The 19,455-nt window shown below is 51.1% G+C and carries 23 protein-coding genes and 1 tRNA gene; 2 read left to right on the forward strand and 22 right to left on the reverse strand.

The window, feature by feature from the left end:
- Nucleotides 1-309: 309 nt before the first annotated feature.
- The 4 genes from fdhD to Q0X64_RS08625 form a co-directional block, all read right to left on the reverse strand.
- On the reverse strand, nt 310-1,131 hold the full coding sequence (gene fdhD / locus Q0X64_RS08610) for a formate dehydrogenase accessory sulfurtransferase FdhD (RefSeq protein WP_297811408.1): 822 nt from the start codon (nt 1,129-1,131) through the stop codon (nt 310-312).
- A complete protein-coding gene (gene moaA, locus Q0X64_RS08615; protein WP_297811411.1) occupies nt 1,124-2,131 on the reverse strand; it encodes a GTP 3',8-cyclase MoaA in 1,008 nt (335 codons plus the stop codon). Before moaA ends, fdhD begins: the two co-directional genes overlap by 8 nt.
- Before the next feature lie 10 nt (nt 2,132-2,141).
- Nucleotides 2,142-2,363, reverse strand: a complete 222-nt coding sequence (locus Q0X64_RS08620; RefSeq protein WP_297811414.1) for a DUF2892 domain-containing protein — start codon at nt 2,361-2,363, stop codon at nt 2,142-2,144.
- A gap of 64 nt (nt 2,364-2,427) precedes the next feature.
- A complete protein-coding gene (locus Q0X64_RS08625) occupies nt 2,428-3,099 on the reverse strand; it encodes a Bax inhibitor-1/YccA family protein (protein WP_297811417.1) in 672 nt (223 codons plus the stop codon).
- Between the two features lie 157 nt (nt 3,100-3,256).
- Here Q0X64_RS08625 and Q0X64_RS08630 point away from each other — a divergent pair.
- Together Q0X64_RS08630 and Q0X64_RS08635 are read left to right on the forward strand one after the other, a co-directional pair.
- Nucleotides 3,257-3,346, forward strand: a tRNA-Ser gene (locus tag Q0X64_RS08630).
- 136 nt (nt 3,347-3,482) lie between these two features.
- Nucleotides 3,483-3,959: an Sbal_3080 family lipoprotein gene (locus tag Q0X64_RS08635; protein ID WP_297811420.1), complete on the forward strand. Its 477-nt coding sequence runs from the start codon at nt 3,483-3,485 to the stop codon at nt 3,957-3,959.
- Nucleotides 3,960-3,993: 34 nt separating this feature from the next.
- On the opposite strand, the gene Q0X64_RS08640 is transcribed toward Q0X64_RS08635, so the two are convergent.
- From Q0X64_RS08640 to Q0X64_RS08725, 18 genes are read right to left on the reverse strand one after another with little or no spacing between them, the layout of a single operon-like run.
- On the reverse strand, nt 3,994-4,725 hold the full coding sequence (locus Q0X64_RS08640; protein ID WP_297811422.1) for a hypothetical protein: 732 nt from the start codon (nt 4,723-4,725) through the stop codon (nt 3,994-3,996).
- Between the two features lie 11 nt (nt 4,726-4,736).
- Nucleotides 4,737-5,963 (reverse strand): beta-ketoacyl-ACP synthase, encoded by a 1,227-nt coding sequence (locus tag Q0X64_RS08645; protein ID WP_366517499.1) that lies wholly within the window; start codon nt 5,961-5,963, stop codon nt 4,737-4,739.
- The gene (locus Q0X64_RS08650) at nt 5,963-6,688 is read right to left on the reverse strand and encodes a 3-ketoacyl-ACP reductase FabG2 (protein ID WP_297811425.1); all 726 of its coding nucleotides are present in this window, start codon (nt 6,686-6,688) and stop codon (nt 5,963-5,965) included. Before Q0X64_RS08650 ends, Q0X64_RS08645 begins: the two co-directional genes overlap by 1 nt.
- On the reverse strand, nt 6,685-7,137 hold the full coding sequence (locus Q0X64_RS08655) for a hotdog family protein (RefSeq protein WP_297811428.1): 453 nt from the start codon (nt 7,135-7,137) through the stop codon (nt 6,685-6,687). Before Q0X64_RS08655 ends, Q0X64_RS08650 begins: the two co-directional genes overlap by 4 nt.
- Entirely contained in the window at nt 7,134-8,315 is a 1,182-nt protein-coding gene (locus tag Q0X64_RS08660) for a beta-ketoacyl-[acyl-carrier-protein] synthase family protein (RefSeq protein ID WP_297811430.1), read from the reverse strand. The genes Q0X64_RS08655 and Q0X64_RS08660 overlap by 4 nt, the downstream gene beginning before the upstream one ends.
- The gene (locus Q0X64_RS08665) at nt 8,312-8,851 is read right to left on the reverse strand and encodes a DUF3261 domain-containing protein (protein WP_297811432.1); all 540 of its coding nucleotides are present in this window, start codon (nt 8,849-8,851) and stop codon (nt 8,312-8,314) included. The genes Q0X64_RS08660 and Q0X64_RS08665 overlap by 4 nt, the downstream gene beginning before the upstream one ends.
- Nucleotides 8,851-10,086, reverse strand: coding sequence for an NAD(P)/FAD-dependent oxidoreductase (locus Q0X64_RS08670; protein ID WP_297811434.1), 1,236 nt, complete (start codon nt 10,084-10,086; stop codon nt 8,851-8,853). Before Q0X64_RS08670 ends, Q0X64_RS08665 begins: the two co-directional genes overlap by 1 nt.
- Nucleotides 10,061-12,394 (reverse strand): MMPL family transporter, encoded by a 2,334-nt coding sequence (locus tag Q0X64_RS08675; protein ID WP_297811437.1) that lies wholly within the window; start codon nt 12,392-12,394, stop codon nt 10,061-10,063. Before Q0X64_RS08675 ends, Q0X64_RS08670 begins: the two co-directional genes overlap by 26 nt.
- Complete coding sequence (locus tag Q0X64_RS08680; RefSeq protein ID WP_297811440.1) at nt 12,394-12,957, reverse strand: outer membrane lipoprotein carrier protein LolA; 564 nt, start codon at nt 12,955-12,957, stop codon at nt 12,394-12,396. The genes Q0X64_RS08675 and Q0X64_RS08680 overlap by 1 nt, the downstream gene beginning before the upstream one ends.
- Nucleotides 12,954-13,361 (reverse strand): acyl-CoA thioesterase, encoded by a 408-nt coding sequence (locus Q0X64_RS08685; protein ID WP_366517500.1) that lies wholly within the window; start codon nt 13,359-13,361, stop codon nt 12,954-12,956. Before Q0X64_RS08685 ends, Q0X64_RS08680 begins: the two co-directional genes overlap by 4 nt.
- Nucleotides 13,358-14,308, reverse strand: a complete 951-nt coding sequence (locus tag Q0X64_RS08690; protein WP_297811442.1) for a hypothetical protein — start codon at nt 14,306-14,308, stop codon at nt 13,358-13,360. The genes Q0X64_RS08685 and Q0X64_RS08690 overlap by 4 nt, the downstream gene beginning before the upstream one ends.
- Entirely contained in the window at nt 14,301-15,050 is a 750-nt protein-coding gene (locus Q0X64_RS08695) for a glycosyltransferase family 2 protein (protein WP_297811445.1), read from the reverse strand. The genes Q0X64_RS08690 and Q0X64_RS08695 overlap by 8 nt, the downstream gene beginning before the upstream one ends.
- Nucleotides 15,040-16,719: an AMP-binding protein gene (locus tag Q0X64_RS08700; protein ID WP_297811447.1), complete on the reverse strand. Its 1,680-nt coding sequence runs from the start codon at nt 16,717-16,719 to the stop codon at nt 15,040-15,042. The genes Q0X64_RS08695 and Q0X64_RS08700 overlap by 11 nt, the downstream gene beginning before the upstream one ends.
- Entirely contained in the window at nt 16,716-17,252 is a 537-nt protein-coding gene (locus Q0X64_RS08705) for a hypothetical protein (RefSeq protein ID WP_297811450.1), read from the reverse strand. Before Q0X64_RS08705 ends, Q0X64_RS08700 begins: the two co-directional genes overlap by 4 nt.
- 17 nt (nt 17,253-17,269) lie before the next feature.
- Nucleotides 17,270-17,518 (reverse strand): acyl carrier protein, encoded by a 249-nt coding sequence (locus Q0X64_RS08710; RefSeq protein ID WP_297811453.1) that lies wholly within the window; start codon nt 17,516-17,518, stop codon nt 17,270-17,272.
- A 10-nt stretch (nt 17,519-17,528) separates the two neighbouring features.
- Nucleotides 17,529-17,789: a phosphopantetheine-binding protein gene (locus Q0X64_RS08715; protein ID WP_297811456.1), complete on the reverse strand. Its 261-nt coding sequence runs from the start codon at nt 17,787-17,789 to the stop codon at nt 17,529-17,531.
- Nucleotides 17,773-18,552, reverse strand: coding sequence for a lysophospholipid acyltransferase family protein (locus Q0X64_RS08720; protein ID WP_297811459.1), 780 nt, complete (start codon nt 18,550-18,552; stop codon nt 17,773-17,775). The genes Q0X64_RS08715 and Q0X64_RS08720 overlap by 17 nt, the downstream gene beginning before the upstream one ends.
- The gene (locus tag Q0X64_RS08725) at nt 18,545-19,276 is read right to left on the reverse strand and encodes a beta-ketoacyl synthase chain length factor (protein ID WP_297812171.1); all 732 of its coding nucleotides are present in this window, start codon (nt 19,274-19,276) and stop codon (nt 18,545-18,547) included. Before Q0X64_RS08725 ends, Q0X64_RS08720 begins: the two co-directional genes overlap by 8 nt.
- Nucleotides 19,277-19,455 lie beyond the last annotated feature (179 nt).

Genomic DNA, 19,455 nt, shown 5'->3' on the forward strand with positions numbered 1-19,455 from the left:
TTTCAGTCTACGGGACAGGATTAAATTGTGAGTCCGAGGAACAAGCAAAGTTAACCAGTCAGTTAGCAAGAGTAATTCATCACCCTGAGCGAGACTAGATCGCCCTCATGAGCAAAAATAACTTATCATTCTGAGTGAGAGTAAATCGTCACCCTGAGCGTCAAATAACAGGTCATCCTGAGCGACCGTAAATCGTCACGCTGAGCAATATTTTCCTTTCGCCCTCAGCAAAATTACCCTTATAAACCTGAGGAAAATTACCCTTGTCACCCTGAGCGATAGCCGAAGGGTCTCTGAACTAAACCAAACCTAATTGGCAGCCTCAGTCTGCTGAAAGCGTTCAATACCGTTATATACCAGAAAATGCCGACCCTTGGCGCGAGCCACCATCCCAATCCCGATTTGCTGGGCCAGCTTAAGCCCCATTTCAGTGACGCCGGAACGGGACAGCAACAATGGCACTTGCATCTGCGCCACTTTAATCACCATTTCCGAGGTCAGTCGGCCAGTGGTGTAAAACACCTTGTCATGGCCCTCTACCGCATTGAGCCACATCCAGCCGGATATCGCATCAACGGCGTTATGACGGCCGACATCCTCGACAAACATCAGAATATCGGTGCCCTCGCACAAGGCGCAGCCATGCACGGCCCCGGCCTGTTTGTACATCTCGTTGTATTCAGTGAGCGCCTTTAATGCCGCATAAATGGATTCGGCACTGAATGTGGGGCATTGCAGCTTGAGCTGTGACAATGAGTCCATCACATGGCCAAACATCGTGCCCTGCCCGCAGCCACTGGTGACAGTGCGACGCGAAGTCAGCTCGTCCAGGTTTTCCTTGGACTTACGGGTGGTGACGGCCACCGCTTCCACATCCCAGTCAACCTGGATTGATTCAATATCTTCCAGTTCATCCACCAGGCCCTGGTTTCGCAGGTAACCCAGAGTAAGGAGTTCAGGCTGACCGCCCAATGTCATCAGGGTGACAATTTCAATGGTATTGAGATAAATAGTCAGGGGACGCTCGCCGGTAAGCGAGACTTCCCGACTATCACCGTGTTCATCAATAACGGTCGTGGTATGAAGCCGGTTAATACCGGCATGGGTCATTTGCGGACGGTAGCTAGCCACCAGTGACGCTCATATGACGGAAAATCACCGGCTTGGCCTCGATATTAAAGTCGTGACCTTCGGGCTTGATATCCATCGATTTGACGATAGCCTGTTTGAGCTTGTCCATATCTCCCGGATGACGGCGAATAATATCGCGCAGATCCATGGAATGTTCCTGCCCCAGACACAAGAGCAGACGGCCTTCGGTGGTCACCCGAACCCGGTTGCAGCTACTGCAGAAATTGTGGCTGTGCGGGGAGATAAAACCAATACGGCTGTCAGACCCGGCTACCTGGTAATACCGTGACGGGCCCCCGGTACTGGCAATGCTGGGCTGCAGATCAAAACGGGCTTTGAGCACGTCCATGACTTCATCGCTTGAGCAGTAGCTTTCACCACGATCATGATCCACCTGCCCCAGCGGCATTTCCTCGATGTAGGAAATATCCATGCCGTTGTCGATGGCAAACTGGGCCAGATCAATGATTTCATCTTCATTGCGGCCTTTCATAATGACCGCATTGAGCTTGATACGTTTGAAACCGGCCTGTTTGGCCGCCTCAATGCCTGCCATGACCTGATCCAGGTCACCCGTGCGGGTCAGGGCTTTAAAACGCTCAGGACGCAGTGAATCAAGACTGATATTGATACGATCTACACCGGCGTTGGACAGCGCCTCAGCGTGTTTCGGCAGTTGCGAGCCGTTGGTGGTGATGGTCAGCTCTTTCAGTGAGGTGTCCTGCTTGAGGCCACCAATCTGATCAAACAGCCAGTCAACATTACGCCGCACCAGCGGCTCACCGCCGGTTACCCGGACTTTTTCCACACCCAGTTCGCAGAATGCACGCAATAGAAATACGATCTCTTCCAGCGTCAGTAACTGTTCGCGTGGCATGAACGTCATTTCCTCGTCCATGCAGTAGACACAACGAAAGTCACAACGGTCGGTAATCGACATGCGCACATACGTCACCTGCCGTCCGAAGCGATCCACTAATTGTGTCGGTAATGCAGTCATTTCAGATCCGTTATTTCGTGTTGTCTCGGGCTGTATCAGTCTCACAGACCGGTTTGGCGGTGGAAATACCCAGTAAGGCGTAGCCACCACAACGACCACTGAGGCCGTTAACCAGCAGGGCCAAGCCCAGCAAAGCCCACCAACTTTGATAATAAAGTGATACCACCATTATAACGGTGCCGGCGATAATCCGTAAAAGGCGGTCCCATTTACCCAGATTTTTCTTCATCATTGCTCCATAAAAATAAACCCCGCAGGGCGGGGTTTATTAGAAAGCAAATTAAGCGATGAGTTCTTCAGTCATCACCGGCAAAAGCACCCAGCAAGTGAAGCAGGCTCATAAACAGGTTATAAATACTGACATACAGGGTAACAGTGGCCATGATGTAGTTAGTTTCGCCACCATTCACAATCTGGCTGGTTTCATACAGAATCAGACCCGCCATCAGCAGCACAAACATCGCAGATACCGCCAGCGACAGACCCGGCATTTCGAAGAATACCGCGGCCAGACCCGCCAGGAAAGCTACCAGGATACCCACAAACAGGAAGCCACCCATGAAGCTGAAGTCTTTCTGACTTTTCACGGCATAAGCGGACAGCGCAAAGAAGATGATGCCTGTGCCACCCAGGGCCTGCATCACGATTTGACCGCCGTTAGGCAGCCCCAGGTACATATTGACGATAGGTCCCAAGGTCAGGCCCATAAAACCAGTCAGGGCAAAAACCGAGGCAATGCCCCAGACACTGTTTTGCAGTTTGTGAGTCAAAAACAGCAGACCGAAGTAACCAACAAGGGTAATCAGCAAACCGGGATGTGGCAGATTGAACGCCATGGACAGACCGGCAGTCATGGCACTGAATACCAATGTCATGGCCAGCAAGCTGTAGGTGTTGCGCAGCAGCTTGTTGGTCTGAATCACTGACTGTTGCGAACGAGCAACGGTCGATTGAGCGTTATAGTCCATCAGTTGTCTCCGTTAAATGGTAATGATGAAATTGTCTGTAGGAATGACAACATCCTACCCTATAAGTTCTAAATGGCAATAGCCTTAGCATCGCTACAATAAATTTTGCCCTGGCGGTTGTCATAGCAAGGCATTATCTGTATTATTTCGCATCTTCGGAGGGATGGCAGAGCGGTTGAATGCACTGGTCTTGAAAACCAGCAAGGGTTAACGCCCTTCCAGGGTTCGAATCCCTGTCCCTCCGCCAGATACAAGCCCTGAGCACTCGTTGCTTGGGGCTTTTTTGTATCAGCTGCTTACGCGTTTGGTGCGAACCCGATCTTGCCACGCAACTAACGATCTTTATTCATGAGCTACGCAGTAACTCATTGAAGGACTTTTTAATGACAACACAGGGATGTTCGATGAAACTCAAATACTTTAGTCTTCTTTTTCTGCTTCTCACCATTTCCGCCTGTTCAATCAAACAGACTGTCGATTCCAGCGAGATATCTAAACAGACCGAACTCTGCATTATAGAGAACCATGATGTTCGTGAAGGCTTTTTGCAGACACTTCAGTCCTCACTGCGCAAGAGGGACATTAACCACCGCGTCATATCCAACCGTTCCATACCGAATGAGTGTGAATGGATCATGCGCTATGTGGGTCGCTGGAACTGGGACTTAGCACTGTATATGTCGTATGCTGAAATCCAGGTTTTCCATAACGGAAAACTGGATGGTGAGGCTATCTATGACTCTACCCGTGGTGGTGCCAATATGGCTAAATTCATTGATGCAGAGCCCAAAATTGAAGAGTTGGTCAATGAACTGCTCAAATTCAACACGAGTAGTCTGTTTTATCTATCGTTGAGTTAGTCAAAAAAAAGCCCGTTCTAAACGGGCTTTTTTATTACTTAGCATATCGCCTTATTTTCCGGTGGGGTGTATTTTCAGCCACATTATCAAGAAGCTCTTCATAGGCTGAGTGTTGCTTTAATACCTTGCACATCCAGGCGGCGGTGTCCTGCGCCAGACTATCCAGGTCCTCATTCATATACATGCCTTGAAGCTTTTCCGCAGTTAAGTCCAACAGGGCCTGCTCACCTCGCTTTTCATGGTAGATGGCCCGGGCAGCCAGGCGCTGAGTGTAGGGATCAGCTGTTTCCAGCATTTTGCTGTAGGTGAACACTTCAAAGGAACGATCGCCCTTTGAAAGCTGAACCTGCTGCAATGCATCCTGAACCTGGATGAAGGTTTGCAGATCACGTTTGCCATTTTTTGCATGTCTTCTGAGCGAAGAGTTCTTCGCCTCTTCAGCCAACAAAGACAGCGTTTGCTGGTATTTTTCATTTCCGCTGTAGCCCAGCGCCCTGGCTTGATACGCCAACAGGTCTGCTAAATCATCAGCCGGGTACTTGTCCTGGTAATGCTGCAATAAATTGTCTTCGAACACATCAAAAAGCCGTGGATCGGACAGGCCAGACCACTGCAAACGTTCCAGGATCTGTTCTTTTTGTTCCTGGGGTGCAGACTCTACCTGCGTCAGGATGTAATCAATCTGCGCATCTTTGCTCTCAAAGGCAGCGACCTGCCCCCACGAAGATGCACAGGCCAAAGCCAAAATAATTTTCCCTAATTTCATTACTTTCCTTGTTATTGCCAGCGTTTAAAAATCAATGAGGTATTAATGCCCCCAAAAGCGAAATTGTTACTCATGACATAGTCTGTCAGAAGCAGCCTGGGTTCGCGCATAATGTAATCGAGTTGACCACACGATGGCTCGACATCAGTCAGATTGGCGGTGGCATGAAACCAGCCCTCATTCATCATTTCAATGGCCACCCAGGACTCCAGCGCGCCACAGGCACCCAGTGTGTGACCGGTAAAGCTTTTAAGCGAACTGATGGGCGTGGTGTTACCAAATACCGATGCTGTAGCTGTGGTTTCAGCAATGTCACCCCGTTCTGTCGCTGTGCCATGGGCACTGATGTAGCCAATTGTTTCCGGTTCCAGATCAGCGCCTGATAAAGCCAGGCGAATGGCTTTCTCCATGGTGTCTGCAGAAGGTTGCGTCACATGGCTGCCATCAGAGTTGGTACCAAAACCGACCAGTTCGGCATGGATGCTGGCGCCACGGGCCTGGGCATGGTCGAGCGACTCCAGTATCAGGGTGCAGCCGCCCTCGCCTATCACCAGACCATCCCGATCTTTATCAAAAGGTCTGGGCGATAGATGTGGCGTGTCATTTTTGATGCTGGTGGCATAAAGGGTATCGAATACCGCCGCCTCGGTGGCACACAGCGCCTCACAACCGCCCGCAACCATCACGGTCTGCTGGCCGGACTTTATTGCCTCATAAGCGTAGCCAATGGCTTGACTGCCGGAGGTACAGGCACTGGATGTGGTCAGCACACGGCCTTTCAGGCCAAAATAGATGCCGATATTAACGGGCGAAGTATGTGCCATCATCTTGATGTATGAATTGGCATTGAGTCCATCGCATGAGTGGTTCAGCAACATATTGCCAAAATCAGCGACAGCGCCGGTATCCCCGGCTGATGAACCATAAGCCACACCCGTTTCACCGCTGGTCAGGACCGGATCGTTCAATAAACCGGCCTGCTCCAATGCCAGTTCGGTACTGCGTACAGCGAGTTGTGCCACCCGGCCCATACTACGCAAATCCTTGCGCTTGTAATGGGGTGGCATCTCAAAATCGACGACTGGGGCTCCCAGACGGGTATTCAGTTCTTCATACTTGTCCCACTCGTCAATTCGCTTAATGCCGGTCTTCATCTCCTTTAAATGCTGACTGATAGTGGGCCAGTCATTCCCAATGGGAGAAAACCCGGCAATACCGGTTACAACCACACGACACATCAGACCATTCCACCATTCACTGAAATAACCTGACGGGTGATGTAAGCCGCCCCTTCTGACATCAAAAAACTCACCGTGGCGGCGACTTCATCAACTTTACCTACCCGCTGCATGGGGATCATCTTCATTGCTTCATCCATGTAGACATCTTCCGTCATTTCCGTATCGATTAAACCTGGTGCGACGCAGTTCACCGTGATTTTTCTTTTTGCCAGCTCAATGGCCAGCGCTTTAGTGGCACCAATAATCCCGGCTTTAGAGGCACTGTAATTGACCTGTCCGCGATTGCCAGCAACACCTGAGACTGACGACATGGTGATAATGCGCCCTGCTTTACGACGTCTGACCATCGGCATAATCAACGGCTGTAATACGTTATAAAAACCATCAAGGTTGGTTCTCAACACGATATTCCAGTCCTCTGCTGGCATTGCCGGAAAGGCATTATCCCTGGTCAGACCGGCGTTACAGACCACACCATAATAGGCGCCATGATCCTCAACATCTTTTTCGAGCACAGACTGAGATTGCGCTGTATCAGCAATATCGAACTGCAACACTCTGGCTTGCTGTCCCATCGCCTCGATTTCTGTGGCCACTGCCTGCGCTTCATCACGTCTGCTGCGACAATGCAGAACAATGTCATACCCCTCACTGGCCAGCCTCAGGGCAATCGCCTTGCCAATGCCGCGGCTCGACCCGGTTACGAGAACCGTATCACTCATAATTTTGCTTCCTTCATAAACGCCGTAGCGTCTTCCGGTTGAAATACATTCAAATTGGCGGTGGCTTCCACCTGATGCCCGGTCAGGCATCCTTGAAACACATGTAGCCCATTGTCAGCGACCATCTCGCGTCGCACGCGAATGATCAGTGTCAGGCCTGAGGCAAAAAAAGGCTGGCTGACTTCATAGCGACGTGTGCCCAACAAAAAGCCAATCTTGGGAGTGGCGTGTTTTTTTCTTTCCTGCAAGCCGGCATAAGCAGCGATGGTCTGTGCCAGGTATTCAAGACCGACCCAGGCTGGCACACCATCCGCCTCGGCAAACAGGCTGGATTCATGGATATCGACCTCAGCCTCCAGCCAGTCTTCACCATAAGCCGTGATCCGGCTGAGTAATGACATGGTGCCTGAATGCGGCACCAAGTCCGCTACATCAAATTCCACGCTCATCGCACGCTTTCCATTACCAGGGCCACATTGTTACCACCGAATGCGAATGAATTACTGATGGCCCGATTGATGGTTGTGTTGCGGGCTTGTGCTGCGACAAAATTCAATGCCGGTAATGCGGGATCTGCCTGTCCATCCCAGCAATGCGGTGGAACAAAGCCTGCTTCAGTCAGGGCCAGCCAGCAAATGGCCGCCTCTATGGCCCCTGCAGCACCCAGCGTGTGACCGGTAAAAGGTTTGGTAGAACTGCACATAATCGTTGCCGGAAAGACGCGACTGACTGCCAGCGACTCCATTTGATCGTTCAGGGATGTCGCCGTGCCATGCAGGTTGATGTAGTCAATCTCCGACGGATTCAGCCCCGCATCCTGCAATGCCTGTTGCATGGCCTGCTCCGCGCCCTTTCCCTCGGGTTCTGGCGCAGAGATATGATGGGCATCACTGCTTTCTCCCATCCCTGCAAGCCGAACCCCCTCTCGTTGTTTTGAGACGACAAACAGTGCACCGCCTTCACCGATATTAATGCCCCTGCGATTAACACTGAATGGCAGGCAGACCTCATCACTGACAGCTTCCAGCGCAGAGAAGCCTTGCAGAGTCAGTTTGCACAGGGAGTCGACGCCACCTGCTATAACGACATCACACAAACCTGATGAAATTAATCGCTTGGCAGAGATCAGGGCTTTGGCACCGGATGAGCAGGCCGTGGAAATCGCATAGACGGGTCCTGTTACACCCGCCAGCTCCGCCACAAATTCTGCCGTGTTAGCCATTTCCTGAACACTGTAGTGATATTCTTTCGGTAATGCGCCAGTCTCGACGTAATGTTTGATAGCCGGTTCGGCATCGCCGATGCCTGAGGTACTGGTTCCGATGACCACCCCGACCCGATTCGCCCCATACTGCTGAACAGCCTCTGCTACCTGCTCGCAGATCTGCTCATAGACAGCCAGCGCGATTTGATTATTTCTGCTCTGCCACTGAGGCCCTTCCAGAGGAATAGCAGTTAACTCACCCTGACATTTACCCACCGGGAGCGCTGTTGTGCCGAACTCCTCAGTCCAGGTCATCACATCAGCTTGTCGGTCAAGCAGACAACGCTTGAGCTGCGCCAGGCTGTTCCCGCCAGCGCAGACCACCGCTGCATGATTGAGAAAAACGTTATCTTGAATGCTCACTGATGATTCTCTAATGGCTCAATTATCACCTGGTATTGATGTCGTAGATGATGCACGTCGGTCTGGTTTGGCTTAAACAACACTTTTAATATCGGCTGCTGTTGTTTAAATAGCTGTCTCTGGTCTGATGACAGCACCATCCGCCAACCATCATGCGAATTGTAAACATCCTTGAGCGCGCTTTCCGGCCAGACCGCGAACTGCATCATGGCAAAGATGTCTTTGTCCGGTAGGGGCATGCCGGTATAGTTTGTCGATTCAAATTCCCGGCCATCATACTTCATTGACAGCACGCGCTGCCCTGCTGGGGTCAAAACCGCCACCTGGGTTATGTCAGTGGTATTTTCCGTAATCACAACAAAACGCTGCGACTCAGCTTTTCTGACCAGGGTGACTTTGCGTTGTGACACCCCCTGTTCCATCGCCGGGTCAGGCGACATCAAAAGCAGCACATTATCAGGCATCAGGCTTTTCGATAACAAGCTACACCCAGCCAGCCAGGGCAGAATCAGCAATCCAATGACGAAAAAACGCATCACATTTGGCGACATAATTCGGCCAGGGAGTTGAGACGCTTAACATCTTTGACATAGGGGTTGCGCGTATCCCACGCATAGCCGGCCAGAATCGAACTAATCATACGTTTAACCGGGTCATTTTTGTTGCTGGTGAAAATGACATCCTGCAAGCGACCGTCATACCAGGCCTCGACAAACTCTTTGAAAGTATTGACCCCTTGTTGCAACTCCGAGGCAAATTCCTGCTGCCAGTCGGGCGCCTGTCCCTGCAGCTCTCTATCCAGCACTTCAACCGCCAAGCTTGCTGATTTGAAAGCGATCGTCACACCAGATGAAAACACCGGGTCCAGGAACTCTCCCGCATTGCCCAGTAACGCATAGCCCTCCCCGCTCAGCTGCTGCACATCGCAGGCATAGCCCGTCAATTCACCCACTCGAGTATCAAACTCGGCATTGGCCAGTAGCGAGGCCATCCAGCCGGACTCGTCAATCAACTGACGTAGGCGCTGTTCTGCATCACCGGCCATATTGTCGATAAAAGCCTGCTCGGCCACCACGCCGACCGAAGCGCGCCCTTCGTTGAAGGGAATCAGCCAGTACCAGACATCGCGGTGCTCCGGGTGAACAGTAATCAGGATTTTATTACGGTCATAACGCTCATCCACGATATTATCCTGGATGTGGGTAAACAAGGAGGTTCTTGGCGGGAATGTGGTCGGTTTTTCCAGATCGAGTAAACGTGGCAGTACACGGCCATAACCACTGGCATCGAGCACAAATCGTGCGCTAAGTTCTTCGATAGCGCCGTTTTCATTTTCAACAACAACACGGGCGCAGTCTGCTTCATACTGGAAGTCAGTCACTGTCTGACCATAGCGAAAACTGACGCCTTGTGCTTCAGCAGTATCTGCCAGAATTTTATCGAAACGGTCTCGCTGCACCTGATATGTGGTGCCCCAGCCCTCAGTAAACTTTTCATTAAAATCAAAAAATTCGTAGCGTTCGCCACAACTGAAAGCAGCCCCGTCTTTAAACTGGAAACCCGCGGCCTCCACAGCCTCAAGCATATTGGCCTGCTCCAGAAAACGCATGCTCTGTGGCAGAAGGCTCTCGCCGATAGAAAATCGCGGAAAGTGCGTACGCTCCAGCACCAGAACCCGGTAATTTCGCTGGTTCAGCAAGGCTGCGGCCAGTGATCCTGATGGCCCGGCACCAATAACGATCACATCATAGTCTGCTTGAAACTGCTTCAAGACTCTCTCCCTGAGTGTGTGTCTGGCGCAATAAAGTCGCCAGAATCCAAACAAATGTCAGCCCCAGTAATACCGTGAGTCCAAAATGAACCAGCACCGGTGTCTGGCTTAAAGCCAGTAAACCAAAGGCCATTAAACTGGTCACCACCGACATGGTGACGGCAAGCCATGTCTGTCGGGCTTGCCGGGTTTCTGTCAGAAATATGCCCATATCCATGCCAATCCCCAGCACCAGAAAAAGGGCAATGGTGTGAAACAGGTTGATGCCCGGGAGCAATACCATCAGCACTGCCAGGGTATAAATTGAGGCCAGCATTGGGGGCAGCACAATTCGACAGGCGGCTATTCTATATCGACAGGCCAGAATCAAAAAGACCGCTAAATAAGAAAAAGAGACCCAGACAGAAATATGTTGCCGGTATTTGTGCATAAGGCTTGAAATAGCATCGACCTGATCTACCAATATGACTTCGGGGACTTGCTGTTTCAACGGCGCCAAATCAGCGTCGCTCAATGTCTGCGATGAGGCAAAACTGATGACCGTCGCTTTCTGCTCTGGAAGGCTGGAAATGATTTGAGCGTCAGTGGTACTGAACATTTCGCCCTCATTCGACGCTGGCAACATGATCCGGTCAGAAGCTGAATCAAATGTTTCCCTGGCGCTTTGCAGCACTGAGTTTGAAAGTCCCAGTGCCTCAAACAAGGCTGCCAGCTCTTTTTGATAAAGCTTGGCGGTTCTGTCCAGGTTCTGCTGTTGCTGTTTGATGCTTGGTAATGCATCAGATACCAGACGGTAGCGTTCGATAAGCCCTGCTGATTGCATCGCCTCCAGTCCGGGCTTTACTGCTCGCTCCTTATCCAGGCAGGACTGCAGTTGCTGGCAGGGTAATAACAAAAACTGTGTGCTGCTGTTATAGCCCAACAGATTCTGCACGCGCTTTTCCTGTTCCAGCAAAGCCGGTGGCGAGGTCTGTAACAGGCGAATATCGTCCTCGGCCTGACCGTTGTAGATCAGCCCCAGCGACACAAGAGTGAGTATCGTCAATATCACGCCGATTGATTTAGGATGGTCATTAAAACTGGGTAGCTGACTTTGCCAGTTGGTCAGCCATTTCGCCGCTTTAAAGCTGGAAGAGGCATCATCGCGAGCCAGCAAGGGCAGCCACAGCACCACCGTCAACCAGGCAGCGATCAGCCCAGCCACTGAAAAAACGGCCATCTGCCTGAGCCCCGGGAATGGCGTCAGGGCCTGAGCTGCATAGGCCAGGACACTCGACACCAGCCCCAACAACAAGCCGGGTAAAATCCGCTGAATCACACGCCGATGCACCTGCCTCTCGCATAAGAAATGCAAGGCATAATCGATAGCCACACCAATCAGCCCGGCACCGAAGGCAAACGTCACGATATGAACCTGTTCAAACACCAGAAAGGCTATCGCTGTGGCGACCGTGCATCCCACCACAATGGGCAACAGCAATAAAGCCACTGCCCGCCACTGTCTGAACACCCAGAGCATCAGGGCCACAATCCCCAGCAAAGAGCCCAGGCCAATGGTCGACATTTCCTTTTGTGCCTGTTCAGCACCGGCATGGGCATGAATCAACAGGCCCGCGCTTTGAATGGAAACGCCCTGCTCAGCCATATCCGGTGATAGCGGTTGATAGGCATTCAACACTGCTTGCTGAGTGGCGATGGAAAAGGCATCGGCAGCCAGCTCGACAATAATCAAATACGTTGATGGCGACTTTTTAAGTTGCAGATAACCCTCATCGGCCACCACCTGAATATCATCCGTGCCTTCTGCCAGCCACGAATCCAGCAAACCAAAAGGGTCTGAAATCAGGTCGCCTCTGCCGCCAGCCAGGGGGCTGATAATTTTGGCCAGCGCACGCTGTCTGAGTGACTGTGTTTCTCCGGCATCAATCCTCTCGGCAATATCATCGGTTAATAAGGCATAGCGATAAGGAAATACATTCTCTTCTATCTGACGAAGTCGCGCTCCCTCTAACTGCCAGGTGACAGACGCCACCTCGGGCAAGTCCGTCAATTGCGCTGCCAGACGCTTCACTTGTCGTTGGCGCAGGGTTTTATCTTCAGACTCGACCAGTAGCAACAGGCGTTTGGAGAATTGGCCACCCATTTTTTCCGAGGCTGCTTTAACTATCGGCTGTTGCTCAGATGCCGGCAATAGACTCATCATGCTGGTGTCTATGACCGGCCGCTGAAACAACGCCAGCACCACTAAAGCGAGTAAAGTTAACAACCACCCTGCGGCGAGGGCTTTAACGAGATAACGCGAGGACATTACTGATTTAAGTTGCTGAGAACAATATGAGTTTGATCGCCATTGCGTTCCAGCAAAGTGATCTCTCGTAACAGCTTATCCCCTGCCAACTCGACCGAAGAAATACTATTTTTGAGCACGTCGTTTCTGGGCGTTAGAGTCACGGTCCAGTCTTGACCGGACTGCTGACCGTTGGCAAAAAAGTAGTCCGATAATGAATACCAATCAGCGGTCATCACAGCAAAAAAGATGGTGCTCATGACTTTGACCGTGGGGTTTGTATCCGCCTCAATGGTTAGTGCGTTTTCCCCGTCCTGACGACTGATGATCAGGTCAGGCGTCATGACCAGCTCATCGGCAATCGGCTTTTCGGTTACCCAGCGAATATGCTCATCACGCTGATAATCAAATTGGCCTTCGGAAACAATGACAGCATCAATTTCACCCAGCGTTTTTTCCTGCCTGAAATCGCCCTGCAATGTGTGCGGCGAGTCAGTCAGCTTGTCCAGCAGATCATAGGAGAGTTCTGCATTAACGGCTATTGACGTTAGGCTTAACAGCAGCAGTACCACAAAGCGCATCATGGCTCCAGCCCCAGTTTATGAAACAACACGGCCGGCGAGGCAAACTGCATCTCCTCATCACGCATATCAACAGCGACCTGAACGGTATAACCTTTGGTCAGCCGTTTCCCCGTTTCCAGGTCCTGTATCTGGTAGTTGATTTTCAGACGGTTTTCCCATTCCACCAGCTCGGCTATCACTTTGATTTTCTGTTGAAATGCCAGCGGCTGCGCATAACGAACGCGTAAATCGATCACCGGCCAGGCATAGCCCGATGCTTCCATTTGCGGGTAGTTGTAGTCGATTTCGTCGAGCAGCTTACAACGGGCAATCTCAAAATATTTCACATAGTGTCCATGCCATGCCACTCGCATCACATCGACGTCATGAAAAGGAATTTCTATGATGGCTTCTGCCTTTATCACTGTGACTCCTCGTTGTTTTCTGTGCTGGCTGTTGAGCTTGTCCAGAAAGGATAGAAATTAAACCATTGCAATGGTGCCAGGTACGCATGGGCTGCCAGGCGATCAGCATAACGCTGCTGAGCCTGCTGAATGATGGCTGTGCGTTGTTTGCGACTGGCTTCAATGCGAGTGGCAAACTGTTCAATATGAATTTGATAACGTTGTTCGTGTTTCAGGCAGAACATTAAAAACACCGGGCACTTCAATAAACTGGCCAGAATAAACGCGCCCTGGGGAAGCGCCGCTTTTTCACCCAGAAAATCAACCTCCGACACCCTTTGCTGTCCGGTGACCGGCGTTCTGTCACCGGCAATCACCAGATATTCACCGGCTTCCACTCTTTCAGACATCAGCATGGCAAAGGCCGGACTCATTTCGGTGACCTGGTACATTTCAATCTGATCACTGGCGCCCATTTTTTTCATCAGGGCATTAAATTTCTCAGCATGCTGGGTATAGACCAGCAAGGTGAGCCTCAGTCCCGGCTGCTGATGTGCCAGTGCATTAGAGACTTCGGTATTGCCCAGGTGAGAAACAACAATAATGCCGCCTTGCTGTTGTTCCAGCGCCTGTTCGAACAGGCCATCACTGACAAAGCTGATATCGTCCAGGTTGATGTGCCCGCTCCAGGCAAGCAGCTTATCCAGCAGAATGTCACCAAACATCAGAAAATGCCGGAATGAGGACAATTGCCCCAAGTCCGGATAGGTGTCGGACAAACGTTGCAAATACTGTTTCGATGCCTGCCGTGCTTGCTTTCTGCTCAGGAAATAATAGCTGATGACCGGAAACAGGCCGATACGGAACCCCCAGCGGCCAAAAACTCGGTAGATCAGTAACAGAATGCGCATTCCCAGCACAGTGCCGGACTCTGCGATGCGAGACCAGTGAGGCGATGAATCAGCCATGTAGTTTCCGCCAGAGTAACCGGGGCAAGCGCGCTAACATGCCAAAGAACAGGCGTGTGTGCATGAGCGTGATGAGGCTATTGTCTTTCCACAACAGAAAATGTGAAACCCCGTCTATCGGGTATAGCACCCGGGTTGGGATATTAATAATATCAGGGTATCGCCAGAACCAACGCACAATAATCTCCGGATCGAAATCCATCCTGTTACCGCAAGACTCGAGCAAAGGGACGACCCGCATGAGTGGGTAAACACGAAAACCGCACATGCTGTCCTTGATGGTGAATGACAGGGTGTTAATCCAGATCCAGATATGGGTCAGATAACGACTGTACAAGCGCAGCCTGGGCACAGATTTATCATACTGAGGGTAGCCTGTAACCAGGGACTGTGGCGAGGCCTGGGCTTGGGCAATAAAACTGGCTATATCGTCAATGTCATGCTGACCATCAGCATCAACCTGCAAGCCATGGCTGTAACCCGCCCGCTGCAACCATCGCAGGCCGGCCTTGACCGCTGCACCTTTACCACCATTCACGGGCAGTCGGTGCAGGAAGACGCGCTCGGGCTGTTGTTCAGCCAATTGCTGTAGTACATCTTGACACGGCTTATCGCTGCCATCATCCACCAGCAAAATCGGCAACCCACTGTTCAACACCTGTTCAAGTGTTACCGTTATCGCCGCTTCATGGTTATACACGGGGATAAGGACAGCCGGCAGAAAAACATTATCAGGCTGCATAGCAAAGCCTGCCACTGGAATGAATACCCTGTTCTGACTTGAACGTAAAATGGAGCTTGGCTTTGTCCTTGTCAAAACGCAATTGCAGCAGGAAGGTTTGCCCTGGCGTCAGTAACTGTTGAAACTTGACTGCTTCCAGACGGATGAAGTGGCCCTTAATAGCAAAATAATCCTGCCCGTATTTGGCCGCCCAGTGCACTTGCGTGATGCCGGGTAGGATAGCCTGCTCTTCAAAATGCCCCTTAAAGAACATCAGATCGCTGCCTAGCTCACAAGACAAACAGATTTCACCAGCTTGCTCCTGCTTATTCAAGACCTTAGGCCAGTTAGTTGTTATATCTTCAAATTGATCTTCGAGTAATTTCATGGTGGTTTTGCCCTGGGTATTCACTGGCAACTGTGCGACAAAGCGCCACCTGCGGGGAAGCAGCACCGGCTCAAAGTGTCCGGCAAGGTTTTGCTTGAGTTGCTGAATAAAGGCTTTACGGCCAAGTGCCTGCAGCCTTTCCAATCCCTGTGTTGATAGCACGGCAACAATCGCTGTCTCCGTACGTTTACGCGTTAATACCAGCGCCCGGACCTGGTCAAAGTGATTCAGCGTGACTAATTGCTGCTCAAGTTGGGTGAGTGACAGTCGTTTGCCTTCCACTTTCACGATCTGGTCAACGCGTCCCAGCAATGAAAACAGACCCGCGTCACTGAACTGGACCCGATCAGCCAAATCCACGGCTTTGCTATGCCCCATCATGCTGACCTGCAATGTCTGCTCAGGACTCAGGCTTAATTCAATATGTGATAACGCTCGCCAGAGGGCATCCTGTTCAGATTGTTGCTGACACCGCCAGGCAATGGCGCCGGTCTCGGTACTACCATAGATTTCTGTGACTTCAGAATCCAAGCAGCTTGAGACGGTCATGCTGTCATGACGCTGCAGGGGGGCAGCCGAGGAAAACACCTGCTGACAATCCGCTTTAACCTCGTGCCAGTCCTGCTCTGTGTTCATTCTGGACAAGTGCGCGGGGCTCGACACCAGCGTGAATCGCCCATATTTTTTGGCCATGCTGATCAAATCTTCAGGATAATCCTGCAGGTATTTACTGAAAGCCTGCTGATAACAAAATGGCCGCAGCAGGCGAAATACGATGCCGTAGAGATGGTGATGAGTGACCGTGGTCAGCACCACATCGCTTTGCTTGTGCAAATGGTCTAGGGCTGTGAGCTCAAGTTCCAGCTCGGCGAGGGTCTTGGCCACCCTTTTCGGCTCACCGCTCGAGCCAGAGGTGAATATCTGCAGCGCCGTGTAATCCTTATCAATCACTTGCCAGTCTGGTTCAGCGGCCTGTTCTGATGGCTGTATAACGGCAGCATCAAACTCACCGATAAATCCCTCTACTTTGCTGGCTAACATAGCCTCTGTGCCTGGCAGTTTATCCCCGGCCACTACCGCTGTCTTGGACAGTTGCCATAATGCCAGTAGCATCGCCAGAAACTCCGAAGCATCTGAATGATAGACCGCCCAGAGCTTGGCTTGCTCTTGTTCAAGCACATGTACCCAGTCAGCGACTCGCTGACGAAAGCTATGCCAGTCGGTGTCCTGCTCACCGCCCACGGCAAGCAAGGTATTGTCTGTTTGCTGCCACCAGCGTGATAGTGGAAAAGGATTTGTCATGTCGCTCTGGCCCTGACTCGTTGGCGAATGAGCCATTCTGCCGAGAACATCACCGCTACCAGCCCATAGGCAATCACGCCGTTATAGAGCAGCCAGGTTTGTTCATCAGCCCATATAACCGTCGCTGCTGAGATGCTGGCATTGACCGCAAAAAACACACACCAGGCCTGGGTCACCTGTCTGGTATAAGTCACTGCAGACGCAGGCAGATTGGCTTCTCGTATTCTTGCAATGCGCTCGATGACTGGCATGCCTGAAAACAAGCTGGAGGCAAACACGAATAATAAGCTCAGATTAATGACCACCGGGTATATTTTCAGCCCCTCACTGACACTGAAGGCTGCCATTACTGCCAATATGGTCATCACAAAGGCCAATGCCGCGCTCCGCTCAAAGCCTTTTTTTGCCGACCAGACCCTGATTATCAGCAATACTGCGAGCAATATCACCAGCGCTGACTGATGACCTGACTGCAGCCCCCAGTAGACGACAAACGGATAGGCCACGGACATCAGGATGAGAAGCAGCTTCACAACAGGTGGCATGGCGCTCAGGCGTTCAGTAACTTATCGACCTGCTCGACGATGTCCTGCACTGTACGCACCATCTTGAAATCATCGGGCTGGATTTTCTTCTTGGTCATTTTTCGTAATTCAATCACGAGATCCACAGCATCAATACTGTCGATATCCAGATCTTCATACAGATTGGATTCGGGACTGATATCGTCGGCTGGAATTTCAAATAGCTCCTCAAAAACCGATACTACTCTCTCGTATATTTCTTCTTGGCTTTTCATCTGGGTGACTCTATTTGGTTCGTTTCTCTTCCACCAGGGAGGCTAATGCGTTGACGCTGGCAAAATGCTGACGTGTCTCATCTGAGTCAGCCTTTAGTTTGATACCGTAGCGTTTTTGCAAGGCTAAACCGATTTCCAGCGCATCAATCGAATCCAGGCCCAAACCATCTACAAACAGCGGCTCGGAACTGTCGATATCATCAAGCTCAATATCTTCAAGCTCAAGGCTGTCAATAATCATTTGTTTTATTTCGTTATGCAGATCGTTCACGCAATCTTATCTCCTGATTAAAAAACTCGGATAACTCTCTGGTTAATGTTCTGGCTGCCACTGCGGGCTTATCCATCGCTGCATAGGGCGCCATTGAAATCGGCGCTTCGACGCGGATAGTGAAGTGCGGGCGTGAGGCCGGGACCTTGTACCAGGGCTGCCCCTTGGTCAGCGTGACCGGCTCACAGTAAATCAAAACCGGTGTGACCAATGCCTGGGTTCGTACCGCGACATTAGCGGCGCCGCGTTTCAGTTTCAAAGGCCGTCCCGGTACAGACCGTGTCCCCTCTGGGAAAACAATTAATGCATCACCCCGCTTAAAAGCAGCTTTAGCAGCATCTATCACATCGTCTGCAGATTCGTCGTTGACGATATAACCCGCGGCCTTAACCGCCCCACGGGTGAAAGGATTCTTCAACAATGCACTTTTCACTACACAATTTGCATTGGGCATTAGAGCAATCAAAAACACCACATCAATCAAGGAAGGATGATTCGCCAGCACCAACTGTGCCTGCTTGAGCTTATCAAGATCGTGGGTTTCGTAAGTCAGTACACCGAGGCTTTTCATCACCGTGATGTAAAAACGAAACAGATGATGAATGAGCGCTTTACCACGACGGTATCTCGTTTGCTCATCTGCTGAGAAAAGCAAAATAACAGGAACGATAAACAGCGGAATCAACAGGCCGCCAATGCCAAACAAAACAAAGCTGAGGCCTGTCGCGAACAGGCGCCAGAGTTGCGAAAGCCGCTTAAACATTCAGTTCCCCTGACAGTAGCCAGCTACGCCCCCTGAATGGCAGGGTCAGTTGCTGTTTGCAGCCGCTGAGAAACGCAACCAGGTCGATCATAGTCTGTTCTGAGGAGACTTCAGGCAGCGCATCATTGCTCTGCTCCAGCGTCAGCAAGCTGCCCTCTTCTGTTTCTCTGGTCAGTACAAAGGAAATAGCGATCGGGAAAGGCAAGCTGTCTGAAAAGACTGTGTAGAGATCCGGCAGGGGCACATCATAAACAACGCAGAGTACCTGTTTGTAGCTCTGTAACTGAGCCACGGCCTCGTGAAAGGTGCTCAGTACCAGATTCTCTGTGCTGGCGATGGCCGTCATCGCCGACTGATCCTTTTTAGCTATCGATAACAGTCCGCCGACGGCATTGTGAACTGCCAGGCTGAAACCGGTTGGTGACAATGGCTGATCACGGCCTATTTCCTCCAGCAGGGATAAAGTGAGCGGCGTATCGCCATGTCGTGAAGCAAACACCGTCGCTAACTGTTTATTGTCGAGGCGCAGGTTCAGTGCGGCGCGTGCCGCGTACTTGCCCAGGGTGCTGAAACGTCTTCTGAGCAGAGGAGGAATAGCTTTCAGGCTGGGAGAATAGTCATTCTGTGCTTCCCGCACAGCGCCGTCCTGAAACCAGGATCGCCATGACTCAATGTCCTCCATCCCTGGAGCCAATGCTGACCACGACTCCAGCTTTAACTTCATCACTCAACCCACCTCAGTAATTCGAATCCATTCAGGAAGTTGTCTTTTTCTAGCCAGTCTGTTGGCGTGAGACAATCCGGAGAATTCTACTTTGATGGCGTATTAATGCAAATAGCCTGCACATTGAGACGCTGGTATTGATGCCATATACTCTGTGATTTTTGAGCACAAGGAGGTCG

Origin of the sequence: uncultured Methylophaga sp. (assembly GCF_947259025.1) — a bacterium.
Taxonomy (GTDB): Bacteria; Pseudomonadota; Gammaproteobacteria; order Nitrosococcales; family Methylophagaceae; genus Methylophaga.

Excerpts from the sequence above, each read along its gene's own strand:
- Q0X64_RS08720 (WP_297811459.1), bottom strand. The coding sequence starts at position 18,552 with ATGTTTAAGCGGCTTTCGCAACTCTGGCGCCTGTTCGCGACAGGCCTC.
- Q0X64_RS08665 (WP_297811432.1), bottom strand. The coding sequence starts at position 8,851 with ATGCGTTTTTTCGTCATTGGATTGCTGATTCTGCCCTGGCTGGCTGGG.
- Q0X64_RS08625 (WP_297811417.1), bottom strand. The coding sequence starts at position 3,099 with ATGGACTATAACGCTCAATCGACCGTTGCTCGTTCGCAACAGTCAGTG.
- Q0X64_RS08655 (WP_297811428.1), bottom strand. The coding sequence starts at position 7,137 with ATGAGCGTGGAATTTGATGTAGCGGACTTGGTGCCGCATTCAGGCACC.
- Q0X64_RS08645 (WP_366517499.1), bottom strand. The coding sequence starts at position 5,963 with ATGTGTCGTGTGGTTGTAACCGGTATTGCCGGGTTTTCTCCCATTGGG.
- Q0X64_RS08700 (WP_297811447.1), bottom strand. The coding sequence starts at position 16,719 with ATGACAAATCCTTTTCCACTATCACGCTGGTGGCAGCAAACAGACAAT.
- Q0X64_RS08710 (WP_297811453.1), bottom strand. The coding sequence starts at position 17,518 with ATGAAAAGCCAAGAAGAAATATACGAGAGAGTAGTATCGGTTTTTGAG.
- Q0X64_RS08680 (WP_297811440.1), bottom strand. The coding sequence starts at position 12,957 with ATGATGCGCTTTGTGGTACTGCTGCTGTTAAGCCTAACGTCAATAGCC.
- Q0X64_RS08620 (WP_297811414.1), bottom strand. The coding sequence starts at position 2,363 with ATGATGAAGAAAAATCTGGGTAAATGGGACCGCCTTTTACGGATTATC.
- Q0X64_RS08725 (WP_297812171.1), bottom strand. The coding sequence starts at position 19,276 with ATGAAGTTAAAGCTGGAGTCGTGGTCAGCATTGGCTCCAGGGATGGAG.
- Q0X64_RS08640 (WP_297811422.1), bottom strand. The coding sequence starts at position 4,725 with ATGAAATTAGGGAAAATTATTTTGGCTTTGGCCTGTGCATCTTCGTGG.
- Q0X64_RS08690 (WP_297811442.1), bottom strand. The coding sequence starts at position 14,308 with ATGGCTGATTCATCGCCTCACTGGTCTCGCATCGCAGAGTCCGGCACT.
- Q0X64_RS08650 (WP_297811425.1), bottom strand. The coding sequence starts at position 6,688 with ATGAGTGATACGGTTCTCGTAACCGGGTCGAGCCGCGGCATTGGCAAG.
- Q0X64_RS08695 (WP_297811445.1), bottom strand. The coding sequence starts at position 15,050 with ATGCAGCCTGATAATGTTTTTCTGCCGGCTGTCCTTATCCCCGTGTAT.
- moaA (WP_297811411.1), bottom strand. The coding sequence starts at position 2,131 with ATGACTGCATTACCGACACAATTAGTGGATCGCTTCGGACGGCAGGTG.
- Q0X64_RS08635 (WP_297811420.1), top strand. The coding sequence starts at position 3,483 with ATGACAACACAGGGATGTTCGATGAAACTCAAATACTTTAGTCTTCTT.
- Q0X64_RS08675 (WP_297811437.1), bottom strand. The coding sequence starts at position 12,394 with ATGTCCTCGCGTTATCTCGTTAAAGCCCTCGCCGCAGGGTGGTTGTTA.